Origin of the sequence: Algoriphagus marincola DSM 16067 (genome assembly GCF_000429405.1) — a bacterium.
Lineage (GTDB): Bacteria > Bacteroidota > Bacteroidia > Cytophagales > Cyclobacteriaceae > Algoriphagus > Algoriphagus marincola.
Genome location: NZ_KE386898.1, coordinates 89194 through 102711, shown reverse-complemented (window position 1 = coordinate 102711; position 13518 = coordinate 89194). Strand labels below are relative to the sequence as shown.

Genomic DNA, 13518 nt, shown 5'->3' with positions numbered 1-13518 from the left:
TTAAAAATAATCAAAAAAGTATGAGCAAATAAAAAATCCCGCAAATGCGGGATTTTTTATTTAGCCTCCGAAATCATCGAATCGGATATTTTCTTCTGGAATGCCCATGTCGTCTAGCAACTTGAGTACCGCTGCATTCATCAATGGAGGACCGCAAAGGTAATATTCAACCTCATCTGGCTCCGGATGATTCTTCAGATAATTATCGAACAGAACTTGGTGAATGAAACCAACATAACCGTCTCCTTCATCATCCATTGATTCTTTGATCTTCCAATTGTCCTCAGGAAGTGGTTCGGAAAGACCAATGTAGAACTTGAAGTTCGGGAAGTCTTTTTCGATTTCACGGAAATGAGGAACATAGAACAATTCCTTCTTAGATCTACCTCCATACCAGTATGATACTTTTCGATCCGTCTTCTCAGTATGGAAAAGGTGGAAAATATGAGATCTCAATGGCGCCATTCCTGCTCCACCACCGATGTAGATCATCTCGCGCTGAGTAGGGTTGATGTGGAATTCACCATAAGGACCTGAGATCGTCACTTTGTCACCAGGCTTTCTGGAGAATACATAAGAAGAACAAACACCTGGATTGACATCCATCCACTTATTGTTAGCACGATCCCATGGTGGAGTCGCGATACGAATGGTCAACATGATGATGTTACCCTCCGCAGGGTGGTTGGCCATAGAGTAAGCTCGGAATAGCTCTTCGTCATTTTTCATGACAAGATCCCACAAGCCAAACTTATCCCAATCACTCTGATATACATCTTTAGGGTGACCCAATTCAGGATGAGGAGTGATGTCCATGTCCTTGAAGTTGACTGTAATCGCTGGTACATCAATCTGGATGTAACCACCTGATTCGAAGTCAAGGTTTTCACCCTCAGGAAGTTTTACTTTAAATTCTTTGATGAAAGTAGAAACGTTGTAATTGGATACAACCTCGCATTCCCACTTCTTGATACCGAAGATTTCTTCTGGAACGCGGATTTTCATATCCTGCTTTACTTTCACCTGACAAGCCAAGCGTACATTACCTTGCTGCTCAGCCCGGCTAAGATGTCCGACCTCTGTAGGCAAGACTTCTCCGCCTCCTTCTTCTACTACACACTTGCACATGGCACAAGTACCCCCGCCTCCACATGCTGAAGGAAGGAAAATCTTTTGATTACCAAGGGTAGAAAGCAAAGTCGTACCGGCTGAAGTGACCAGTGGACTGCTGTCATCCCCATTAATGACGATTTTCACATCTCCGGAATTGACCAGTTTCGACTGAGCAAACAGAAGGATGAAAACCAGTAAAAGGATAATCAGGGTAAATGCTACGATTGACGTGATAATTACTGAACCCATGAAATTTTGGTTTTACTTTTCGGATGGATTAAATGCCTCATTTGAGGCGTACAAATATATTTATTAATCATCAAATGCGACTATCCACTCCCACAAAAATGAAAGTTGGATGCACATTTTTATAAGTCTATAACTGATTAATTGTTCAGGAGGTTTAACAAAGTTGAGATCCTTGATTTCAACTGTCTTCTATCGATGATGAAGTCCAAAAATCCGTGTTCGAGTACAAACTCTGAACTTTGGAATCCTTTTGGTAAATCTTTACCGATCGTCTCTCGAATGACCCGTGGTCCTGCAAAACCAATCAAAGCTCCCGGTTCGGCGATGTTAAAATCACCCAACATCGCATAGGATGCGGTGACACCACCTGTAGTCGGATCAGTGAGTAAAGAGATATATGGAATTCCAGCCTGATCGAGTAATGCCAATTTTGCAGAGGTTTTAGCCATTTGCATCAAGGAGAAACCTGCCTCCATCATCCGCGCACCGCCAGATTTGGAAATCATCAAAAATGGAACCTTATGCTTCAAGGAGTAATCAATTGCTCGCGCAATTTTTTCACCTACTACCGAACCCATTGATCCACCTATGAAGCTGAAGTCCATACAGGCAATCACGATATTCAGACCATTGATCTTTCCGTGAGCTGTCTTGACCGCATCCTTCAAATTGGTTTTTTCAATACTGCTTTTGATTCTGACAGGATAAGGTTTGGTATCCGAAAAGGTCAATGGGTCTCCAGAAATCATGTTTTCATCCAGCTCCTTAAACTTATTGTCGTCAAAGAGAATCTCGAAATACTCTGCCGATCCAATTTTGACATGGAAATCATCATCGGGGCAAACATAAGAGTTGTTCTTAAGCTCTCGTGTATGAATGATATTTCCTTTGGGAGTTTTGAACCACAGACCATCCGGCGCGTCTTTCTTTTCCGCGGTGGAAGTCTTGATCCCCTTATCTGTTCTTTTAAACCAAGCCATAATTGGATTATTCGATTTTTTTTGAAAAGTCAAAGAAACAAAGTTAAACCTTAAATCCATGAAATGAAAAATAAGTGGAAGGCAATTCGGGTCCCTTTAGCTGAATCAGCTAGTATATCCAAGGCATTATTGGAGTGCAACTCCCAAATATTTACTATTTTTCGACATTACCCCAAAAACATAAACCCGACCTACCTCTAGCTATGAGCTATACCGTCATTTTAGTCCTTTCTGCTATCATTTTGATACTAGCCTATCGATTTTACGGCAATTTCGTTTACAAAAAATTCGGATTAAATGACAAAAAGCCTTCCCCTGCTCATACTCATCGGGATGGAGTGGATTATGAGCCAAGCAAGCCTATTGTGGTTTTGGGTCACCATTTCGCTTCCATTGCGGGGGCGGGACCAATAGTGGGACCCGTGATAGCCGTTAGTTTTGGATGGGTTCCGGCAATCATTTGGATTTTGGTGGGTGGTATTTTCTTTGGGGCGGTACATGATCTGGGGAGTATGGCGGCTTCCCTCCGAACCGAAGGAAAATCCATTGGAGTCATTATCCGCAACCAGATTGGTCTGCGCGGAAAGCAGCTTTTTGTCATTTTTAGCTTTTCTACCTTGATTTTGGTGATCGGAGTTTTCGCTGATATCATTGCAAAGACCTTCATCTCCAATCCAGCGGTTGCTTCTGCTTCTTTCCTATTTATACTTCTGGCTGTGGGTTTTGGGATCGTCAATCGATTGATTGGTGATCGGAAAAAAGCCTTCCTACTCATCTCTATCGTAGGTGTGGCCCTCATGTATTTCTCCGTCTATCTCGGAATGTTGATTCCTTTTGCACTGGATTACCGTGCATGGATTTTCCTACTTCTCGCTTATGCATTTATCGCATCGGTGACTCCTGTAAGCCTTTTACTTCAGCCAAGAGATTACCTCAATAGCTTCCTTCTTTACGGAATGATGCTAGCAGCAATTTTAGGAGTGATTTTTTCGAATCCTACCATCCAAATGAGTAGCGAGATCACCCTTACTGATCAAAATTTGGGATATATTTTCCCGGTATTATTCGTGACTATCGCCTGTGGAGCGATCAGTGGCTTCCACTCTTTGGTCGCTTCAGGAACGACTTCTAAGCAATTGGATAAAGTAAGCGATGCCAAAGTGGTTGGCTTTGGAGGAATGCTCATCGAATCCTTTTTGGCCATACTATCCGTCGGTGCGGTAGTAGTTTTGAGCAAAGGAGAATATTTATCGAGGCTTGGCACTGAAGGTCCTGTCTCTTTATTTTCCAGTGGACTTGGGGGAATGATCGGTTCTTTGGGAATCCCAGTTGAATTTGCGGTCAGTTTTGTTGCTTTGACAGTATCAGCATTTGCTTTGACCACCTTGGATACCTGTACCAGACTGGCCAGATTTACGCTTCAGGAATATTTCGAGGATGTGAAAACTCCCATGGGCAAAACTTTATCTGAAAATCGCTTCGTTTCTACCGGTTTGGTGGTTTTATTTTCTGCCCTTCTGCTCGCTTCTGGCGAATTTGCCACGCTTTGGCCCATCTTCGGTTCGGCAAATCAACTTCTCGCAGCCTTAGCTCTTTTGACCATAGCGGTCTGGATGATTCGGAAAAAGAAAAATGCCTTGTTCGTGACTTTGCCAATGTTCTTCATGTTCACCGTCACCTTGGCTTCATTGGGCTTATTTGCTTGGAAAAATTTCCAAGACCAGGTCTATGTACTTTCGCTGATCGCGGCCCTACTTTTTGTATTAGCTATTTCTTTGATGGTTTTGGCTACACGAAGCATCAAAAAAGAGATCAAAGAGCCTGCAAAGGCTCTTTGATCTCTATGAAATTTCAGAAAAATCAATCTATCCCATCTGTTTTTGCTCTATCTATAGAATACTGAGCAACATTTATCCCTTGAGTAGTTCCTACTGTAGCATCGAAAGTCCAGTGAATCCCTCCATAGACTCTAGAAATAGCAGCCTCTTCAGCCCAAGCTCTAAATTGGGACGCTTTCTCTGGGAAAAAATGAGCAAGAACTTCCGCGCCTGAAGCAGAAAAAACCGAATGCCCGGAAGTATAGGCTGGAAAATTGGGAGTCCCCGCAATGGTTTCAAAGCCTTCAATTAACTGAATCGGGCGTGGATAGTGATAATAATATTTTGCATCCCAGCAACTGATACCTGCATCCATCATAGCCATATTCAAAAACGCCATGACCCGTGCGGCACGAAGTGGATTTAATTTGTTTTTGACGATATCCCTAATGGCAAAATCATTCCAATGTCCAGGAGGAGTATAAGTACCTAATCCATCTTGCCAAAAATTAGCAATTCTTCTTCTTTCCGGTGTGACATTGGCAGCATAATCCAAGAGAATCCGTACATCCTCTTCATAGGCTGGTGTACCTGGTACTGGCGGTACTGGTGGGCGAGTGGATTCTACGCTTGGCACATTCCACATTTTCACTTTCCCAAAAAGTGGTGTCAATCCTACAGGTCGCTGTGGAGATTCCAAATTAACCCACTTCCAGCCAAAGCGTTCAAAAGCTGCATTGGCAATAGAATCAGAAACCGCCTTAGAGGTTTGTGCATATTTCATTCCATCAGAAGATGCCCTTTCCAAAGCTTTTGAGGCAATTTCGTTTCCAATTTTTAATCCTGCTTCGACATCACTGGGTACATTTTCTCCTGAAAGCAACAAGGCTTCTAGGTGTTTTTCTTCTTGGGCCGCCAGGTAGGCTGCCTCCAAAGGAAACATCGCAGTCAAGACCTCTCGGGAAGCTCTCGCAACCACCGCCCCGCTGGAAGGATAGGCTGGTATGGGCTGCTCCACATAGGCATGAGGGATTTCCTCGTCGATTTGATACGGAGCAGGCCTATTGTATTGAAATTTGTAATACCAGGCTGAAATCAAGCCATCATATTGTGCCACAGAGAGATAAGCCAAAGCCCGACTAGCATAGGGTGGGTGTGCAAATGGAAAAGGTGGAGGACCGTCTGGGCTTGCAGGATTAGGAAGTGTATAGCTACCATCTGGATTTGGTCCAGGTATCAAATTATACTTTGCGATCAGCTCAAGAGCAATCTCATTCCACCTAACTACGGGGTTGTTTGTCCATTGAAGGACATTTCTTTTTTGATCCTCACTCGCAGAGGAGATTTGTCTTTTCACCTGCTCGACCTCTTCGAGAAATTCTGGCGAATTCACTCCATTTGGCTCTTCTACAAAAATATCTAATCCTTTAGACATCAAAATAGGCTGAAGATCCCCACCGTTTTCATCCAAAGAAGCATATTCGTAACTTTCAAATTCGAGTTGTGTCGGTAAATCCATGGAGCATCCAGCTACCAAGAAAAGTGACACAATCATTAATATAGTATATGTAATCTTATTCATTTTTGTGCTGATTAAAGTCCAAACTGGTAAGTAACTCCTAAGCCAAATGCTCCCATTTTAGGAGCATTTTTCCCAGAAATCACTTGTTGATAATACCCCAAAACGCCCAGCCCTTTGACCTTTTGGAAATAATAATGAGCAAATCCTCCTAGTCTCGAAAAGTTGACTTGATTGGTGGGCTGGGGTGCATTGTATGCTCTGATATCATCACCGGAAGTGGAGACCTGAGAAGAAATGCTTACCTCCACCCGAAGGCTCTTCTCCATCCACCACTTACCAAGGGTGAAATCCATGTTCCAAGAGCTTGGGACATCCATCCATGGAGTGAAATAACTCCCCTCATTATAGTAATATTCCCGCTCTGCCTCAGTGTAACCTCTCCATGTGTAGGCAAGTGCCAATCGAGAATAGAGACCCTTTTCAGTTTCAAAATGACCTATACCACGCCAGGCAAGCTGAGGAGTCCCCAAACCCAAACTGTATGGCTGGTAATCCGATAGATAATTTGAGGCTGGTGTAGAAAAAAGCAAGGATCCGAAAGCGGACAATTTCCCGGCACCTAGGCTTTTTTCAAGCGCTTTGTACTTCAGACCAATCGAAATATCCTGAAGCCCTGAAGCACCGGCGAATTTTCCACCGTTGGGAATAGTGGAATTGGTGGACACATAAGGCAATCCCAAATAAACATCAAGCCTATCATTGATTCCATAGGCTGCCATCAGCATGGCTGTTCTCCTTTGGACAGTGGCAATAGTTTGATTTTCACGAAGAAAATCTCCCTCCCAATATTGGTCAAACTGACCGTATTCATAATTGAAAAGGATACAAATATCATTTTTGGGCATCATGAGTTCGTCTAGCGGAGACTGAGCCCAGCAGGTAAGAGATGACAAGGTCAAACCCAAAAATAGGGTTGTCCGAGCCATTAAATTAAATTTCATAGCTGAATAGATAATACGTAATAGATAAATAGGAAAAGCCCAATCCAAGAATGGATGGACATAGAATAGGGAAGCAGTGAGCCCCAAAAGCCCACAAAACCCTAAAAAAATCAGCTAATCTGCGGAGGTGGAGTATCTAATTGAAAAAAAGGACTCGTGTAAGTTGAAAAAATAAACCCTGTGTGTTTAATGAGATTTAATTCTTCAAATGCGACAAACTCGAAAGGATATTCCTGAATGTAATCTTTTACAAACGTTTTTAAATTAATGGACTTGGATGACTCTTGCTGCATTTCTCCCTCACTCAGCCAAGAAACCCACTTCTCAAATGTACTTTCTAGCTTTTGTCGAGAGGTATCTGCCACATAAACAATCTGAAGTGTATCATTTTGATAACGCTGCTTGATAGCTCTGAAAAACTTACCATCCTTCTCAAAACGGGTATTCGTAGCCCGAAACTCCTGCTCATTGGCCATATAAGGTGCTGCCAAAGGCACTTCAAGTAATCGCTCTTCTAACTCGATCTCATTGGACGCAGCATAAATCTTCTCGCTCCAGGTATTTTCCACTTGTACCTGATGGGTAAAATAGAATACATAATGCCCAAAGTGATATAAGGCAAAGCAGAATAAAAGCGATATGGAAAGAAGTTTCTTCAAAAATATATTTTTCCAATAAGTGTTCAAACTCCACATATTTCCCAAAAAAACCTAATATGAGAAGGACTTTATCGAAAAATACTAGCCACACATTTAACCTGAATGGAAACCAACTACGACATCCCAAAATACCGGGGCGGTTGATTGAAATTTAAATTTGGTCGACTGACCCACTGGAAACGGCACAAAAAAAAGGAGCAATTTTAACCGCTCCTTTTTTCTTTATTTCCTCAAGTAAATTAAAGCTTACGCTTGATCTCTCTCATTTCATACCCTTCAATGGTATCATCGATTTGGATGTTATTGAAGTTTTTGATCGAGATACCACACTCATAGCCTGCTTTTACCTCGGCTACATCGTCCTTGAATCGCTTCAACTGATCGATTTCTCCATCGTGAATAACGATTCCATCTCGAATCACTCGAATCTTGTTCTTTCTGGTAATGTATCCGTCAGTTACGTATGAACCTGCAACTGTTCCGACTTTAGAAATCTTGAATACCTCACGAACCTGGATATTACCGGTGATGACTTCTTCAAACTCTGGCTCAAGCATACCCTCGATCGCATCTTTGATTTGATTGATCGCATCGTAGATGATGGAGTAGTGACGAATTTCGATTTCTTCCTGCTCGGCAAGCCGCTTCGCATTGGCAGAAGGACGAACCTGGAACCCAAGAATAATCGCATCGGATGCTGAAGCCAAAAGCACATCGGATTCAGAAATCTGACCCACAGCTTTGTGGATGATACTTACCTTGACCTCATCTGTAGAAAGCTTCAACAAAGAATCAGAGAGTGCTTCCACTGATCCATCCACGTCACCTTTGATGATGATATTAAGTTCTTTGAAGCTACCGATAGCCAATCGACGACCGATTTCATCCAAAGTAATGTGCTTCTTCGTACGGAGACTTTGCTCACGCTGGATTTGCTCTCTGGAGTTGGCAATTTCTCTAGCTTCACGCTCATTGTCGTAAACCTTGATAATATCACCTGCTTGTGGAGCACCACTCAAGCCAAGTACCTGAACTGGTGTAGATGGTCCTGCTTCCTTGAGTTTTTTACCGGTATGATCAAACATGGCCTTCACACGTCCATAGTGCGAACCAGCCACCATTACATCACCTACCCGAAGTGTACCAGCTTGGATCATCAAAGTAGCCACATATCCACGACCCTTATCCAAGGATGCTTCAATGACTGTACCTACCGCATTTTTACCTGGATTGGCTTTCAACTCAAGAATTTCTGATTCTAGGAGTACTTTCTCCAAAAGATCATCAACACCTTGACCTGTTTTTGCGGAGATATCCTGAGACTGGTACTTACCACCCCATTCTTCTACGAGCAAATTCATGTTGGCAAGCTCTTCCTTGATCTTATTTGGATTAGCGTTAGGCTTATCCACCTTATTGATCGCAAAGATCATCGGTACACCAGCTACCTGAGCGTGGTTGATTGCTTCTTTGGTCTGTGGCATGATGCTATCATCCGCAGCGATCACGATAATGGCCACGTCAGTGATTTTAGCACCACGAGCTCGCATCGCCGTAAAGGCTTCGTGACCCGGAGTATCCAAGAATGCGATTTTATGACCGTCTTTGGTTCTTACATCGTAAGCACCGATGTGCTGGGTGATACCCCCTGCCTCATCAGCAGTTACTTTCGACATGCGGATGTAATCCAAAAGAGAGGTTTTACCATGATCGACGTGACCCATGATCGTAACGATCGGCGCACGCTCAATCAAATCCTCTTCCTTATCGACTTCCTCCTCTACGATTTCATCTTCGATATCCTTGGTGAATTCAACCTCATAGCCAAATTCATCAGCAATAATGGTGATTGCTTCCGCATCCAATCGTTGGTTGATGGAAACAAACATTCCCAAAGACATACACGTGGAGATAATCTCATTTACGGATACGTCCAAGAGTGCCGCCAAGTCATTCGCTGAGATAAACTCGGTAACTTTCAGGATTTTTGATCCTTCCTGTACTACATCTGTAGTATCTCTTTCGCGTTCTGCTTTCTTATCACGTCGGCTTTTCTTACTACCTGACTTACCGCCCTGTAGCCTTGCCAAAGTTTGCTTGATCTGATCTTGGATTTCCTTTTGAGTAGGCTCAGCTTTCTGGTTTCTACCCTGCTGGCCTTTTTGTCCAGGAGCACCTTTTTGGTTTCGATCTCCTTGATTTCTGTTTCTGTTTCCGCCTTTATCGATCCGCTTCCTAGGTCGCTTTTTATCTCTAGCTCGCTCATCAGAAGAAGCCACAGGACCACCTTTCTTTTTCTTTTCGGCAGGTAATTCAATCTTTCCTAGGACTGTTAATCCCTTCAGATTATCCGCTTTTGCAGAAATAAGCTCCTCTTTCTTAGGTTGCTCAGGCTGTGGTTGAGGTTTTACTACACCTGGTAGTTTTTTCTCATCTTTAGGTTGCGGTTCAGGTTTAACTACCCCTGGAGCTTTTTTCTCATCCTTCGGTTTTTGAGGAGCTGGAGCAGGCTTAGCTGGAGCAGGTCTTGACTGCTTCTCATGTTTTCCACCTTTTTTATGATCTGTCTTTTGAGGAAGATCAATTTTACCCAATACCTTAATCCCTTCCAACTTAGGGGCTTCGATTTCAGCTTTGTCCGTTTTCTCAGCTTCAGGAGCTTTAGGCTCTGCCGGAGCAGCTTTCGGTTCTTCTTTTTTCGGAGGTGTAGGAGCAGGCACTTCCTCTTTAGGCGCGGGAGCTGGAGTTGGCGCAGGCGCTGGAGCAGGCTCTGGCTCTGGCTTGGGCTCTGGCTCAAGCGTAACTGTCTCATGTCGCTTCCCTATGGAGAGATGCGATGCTTCTTCTTTTTCCTGAGCAGAGGATCTAAATTCCCGATTCAGCAGCTCTACTTGCTCCATGCTGATTTTTGAATTGGGATTGTCCTGAACCTCATGGCCTTTTTTGCCAAGAGTCTCCACGAGGGTTGCTGTCCCTACGTTGAGCTTTCTTGCCAAAGCGCCTAATCTCATCATTTTTTCTTCTGACATACGCTAAAAACCGCTTTCGAAATCTTTTTTACTATTGGATAATTCTACGGGCTAAACACCCTGACTTATTCAAACTCTTGTTTTAATATCTTGAAGATCTCCTCGATAGTCTCTTCTTCCAGTTCGGTTCTTCTTACCAAATCTTCTTTGGTCAAAGCCAATACGGAACGAGCCGTATCCAAACCGGTTTTCTTCAACTCATCGATGATCCAAGCATCAATTTCATCTTCAAATTCGATCAAATCGACGTCTTCTTCCTCATTTTCATTCAGCTCTCTGAACACGTCGATCTCATATCCTACCAATCGGCTTGCCAATTTGATATTGTATCCGCCCTTTCCGATTGCCAAAGATACCTGATCGGGCTTTAGAAATACAGAAATCCGACGAGTTTCCTCATTGACGCTCAATGAAGATACCTTAGCAGGACTTAATGCACGGGCTACATAAAGGTCCAAATTCTCTGTGAAATTAATCACGTCGATGTTCTCGTTTTGCAATTCACGCACAATCGCATGAATTCTTGAGCCTTTCATTCCCACACATGCACCTACTGGATCAATCCGATCATCATAAGATTCTACAGCCACCTTGGCTCGCTCTCCCGGCTCTCGCACGATCTTTACAATGGTAATCAAGCCATCATAAACTTCAGGAACTTCATTTTCGAAGAGTCTCTCTAAGAAAACAGGAGATGTTCTTGACAAAATGATTTTTGGATTGCCATTCATCATGTCAACCTTGTGGACGATGGCCTTCACGGTATCGCCTTTTCTGAATCGATCCTTAGGGATTTGCTCTCCTTTAGGCAAAATCAGCTCGTTCCCCTCTCCATCAATCATAAGAATCTCACGGCCGAGAATCTGGTAAACCTCAGCAGAGACTACCTCTCCGACCAATTCTTCATATTTATTGAAAAGAATGTCCTTCTCCAAGTCCTTGATTCGCTGGATCAAAGTCTGACGAGCCATCTGCACAGCTCTTCGCCCAAACTCTTCCAGTTCGATTTTTTCATAAACCTCCTCACCGATCTCAAAATCCGGTTCGATTTTGCGTGCATCGGTCAGACTGATTTTATCAAAATCCCAAATATCTTCAGAATTGTCGTCCACAATCTCACGGATACGGAAGATCTCTAAGTCTCCTTTATCAGCATTGATTGTCACGTCAAAGTTTTCGTCCGTTTCAAATTTTTTACGGATCATGGCTCTGAATACATCCTCAAGAATACGGATCATGGTAGGTCGATCCACATTTTTAGATCTCGCAAATTCAGCGAAGGAATCTATTAAGACTTTGGCATCCATTTGATTTATTTAAAAGATACTTGTACAACTGATTTTTTGATATCCTCAAAAGCAACATTTACTTCCTGTAATACCGCTTTTTTTCCTTTTTCTTTCATTTTAGCCTCCAAAACTATTCCTGATTCGGAGACCGATATTAGTTTTCCTTTCAATTCCTTCCCGTCCTGAAGAAATACTTTCAACTCCCTCCCGATATTTTTTCTATACTGTCTTTCAGAAGAAAGTGGAAAATCCACTCCTGGAGAAGAAACTTCAATTCGATAAGCCGAATCGATCAATTCTAATGCCTCAATCTCTCCGGACACTGCCCGACTCACTTTTGCACAACTGTCGATCGTCAGTCCTGCATCTGCATCGATCAGAATATTCAATAGCAGCTGATTAGACTTGGAAATCAGCTGTAAATCCACCAGAAAATGACTTTCGTCCGGCAGACAATCAATAACCAAAGCCTCAAGTCTATCTTTCAAATCATTCATACAGTAAGCATAATGAAAGAGGGGACATGTGGTCCCCTCTAGAAACTATCGAATACGGCACAAAGGTAAAATAAATTTAATCGAAAACCAATTCTCCCCCCAAGAGGAAATTTAAAGAAACCACCATCCATTCAAATAAAAATTAAAAAGAAATGAAACATTTTAAGAGCCTGAGATATACGGCTTGAAATTTGATCCAAAAAATATGCCCAGAGATTCCTTTTTGTGGTCAGAACATAATAATTTTGCCGACCTCCGTTTAATATGCGTATCTTGTTGAGAGCTGTTAGACCCTACTTCATTTACCTTCAAAAACACCAAAATAAAAATGGGATTATTTGATTTTTTCTCAAGTGACATTGCCATAGACCTTGGTACTGCCAACACGCTGATTATCCACAAAGATAAAATCGTGGTGGACGAGCCCTCTATTATTGCGATTGACAAGACTAATAACCGTGTACTTGCGGTCGGAAGAGAAGCTATGAACATGCATGAGAAAACGCATGAAAACATCAAAACAATCCGCCCACTGAAAGATGGAGTAATCGCCGACTTCTACGCCGCTGAGCAAATGATCCGAGGTCTCATCAAAATGATCCCCGGACAGAAAAAAGGAATGTTCCCGCAATCGCATCGGATGGTCATCTGTATCCCATCTGGGATCACTGAAGTAGAAAAACGAGCGGTACGTGACTCTGCTGAGCATGCAGGTGCCAAGGAGGTATACATGGTGTTTGAGCCCATCGCTGCGGCAATTGGTATCGGAATTGATATCGAAAAGCCAATGGGATCTATGATCGTAGATATCGGAGGAGGTACTACTGAGATCGCTTTGATCGCGCTTTCAGGTATTGTAGCCGATCAGTCCATCCGAGTGGCAGGTGATACCTTCACCAAAGATATATTGGACTACATGCGGAGACAGCACAACTTACTCATCGGTGAGCGATCTGCCGAGAAGGTAAAAATTGCCATCGGGTCTGCACTTACGGAACTCGATGACGCACCAGAAGATTACGAAATCAGAGGCAGGGATTTGATGACCGGTATCCCGAAAGTAATCAAGGTGTCTTATTCTGAAATTGCCTTTGCTCTGGATAAATCAGTCTCCAAAATAGAAGAGGCTGTTTTGAAAGCATTGGAGATTGCTCCCCCGGAACTTTCAGCGGATATTTATGATAATGGTATCCACCTCACCGGAGGAGGAGCACTTCTTAAAGGCTTGGACAAGCGATTACATCAAAAAACCAAATTGCCCATTCACATCGCTGAAGATCCCCTTCGTGCAGTAGTACGAGGAACAGGCACAGCGCTGAAAAACTTGCATAATTTCCGAACCGTATTGATGACTTAAAGCCC

10 protein-coding genes are annotated in these 13518 nt (G+C 43.0%); 2 read left to right on the top strand and 8 right to left on the bottom strand.

All coding sequences use genetic code 11. From position 1 onward, the window contains the following. Positions 1 to 60: 60 nt before the first annotated feature. Positions 61 to 1362 (bottom strand): NADH:ubiquinone reductase (Na(+)-transporting) subunit F, encoded by a 1302-nt coding sequence (gene nqrF / locus G457_RS0117430; protein WP_026947588.1) that lies wholly within the window; start codon positions 1360 to 1362, stop codon positions 61 to 63. A gap of 137 nt (positions 1363 to 1499) precedes the next feature. Further along, a complete protein-coding gene (accD, locus tag G457_RS0117425; protein ID WP_026947587.1) occupies positions 1500 to 2342 on the bottom strand; it encodes an acetyl-CoA carboxylase, carboxyltransferase subunit beta in 843 nt (280 codons plus the stop codon). 203 nt (positions 2343 to 2545) lie between these two features. Here accD and G457_RS0117420 point away from each other — a divergent pair, with 203 nt between their 5' ends. Further along, entirely contained in the window at positions 2546 to 4180 is a 1635-nt protein-coding gene (locus tag G457_RS0117420; protein ID WP_026947586.1) for a carbon starvation CstA family protein, read from the top strand. Between the two features lie 22 nt (positions 4181 to 4202). Here the strand turns inward: G457_RS0117420 and G457_RS0117415 are convergent, their stop codons facing one another. The 6 genes from G457_RS0117415 to G457_RS0117390 form a co-directional block, all read right to left on the bottom strand. Then, on the bottom strand, positions 4203 to 5741 hold the full coding sequence (locus G457_RS0117415; protein WP_026947585.1) for a phosphatase PAP2 family protein: 1539 nt from the start codon (positions 5739 to 5741) through the stop codon (positions 4203 to 4205). 11 nt (positions 5742 to 5752) lie between these two features. Then, positions 5753 to 6667 carry a transporter gene (locus G457_RS0117410; RefSeq protein WP_211230242.1) on the bottom strand — a complete coding sequence of 305 codons (915 nt, stop codon included), beginning with the start codon at positions 6665 to 6667 and terminating at the stop codon, positions 5753 to 5755. 125 nt (positions 6668 to 6792) lie between these two features. Further along, a complete protein-coding gene (locus G457_RS0117405) occupies positions 6793 to 7341 on the bottom strand; it encodes a hypothetical protein (RefSeq protein WP_026947583.1) in 549 nt (182 codons plus the stop codon). Between the two features lie 239 nt (positions 7342 to 7580). Beyond that, entirely contained in the window at positions 7581 to 10370 is a 2790-nt protein-coding gene (gene infB / locus G457_RS0117400; RefSeq protein ID WP_026947582.1) for a translation initiation factor IF-2, read from the bottom strand. Between the two features lie 65 nt (positions 10371 to 10435). Continuing rightward, complete coding sequence (gene nusA, locus G457_RS0117395; protein ID WP_026947581.1) at positions 10436 to 11677, bottom strand: transcription termination factor NusA; 1242 nt, start codon at positions 11675 to 11677, stop codon at positions 10436 to 10438. Between the two features lie 5 nt (positions 11678 to 11682). Beyond that, entirely contained in the window at positions 11683 to 12156 is a 474-nt protein-coding gene (locus G457_RS0117390) for a ribosome maturation factor RimP (protein ID WP_026947580.1), read from the bottom strand. A gap of 328 nt (positions 12157 to 12484) precedes the next feature. Between G457_RS0117390 and G457_RS0117385 the strand changes: the two genes are divergently transcribed. Further along, a complete protein-coding gene (locus G457_RS0117385) occupies positions 12485 to 13513 on the top strand; it encodes a rod shape-determining protein (RefSeq protein WP_024283781.1) in 1029 nt (342 codons plus the stop codon). The last annotated feature ends 5 nt before the right edge of the window (positions 13514 to 13518 follow it).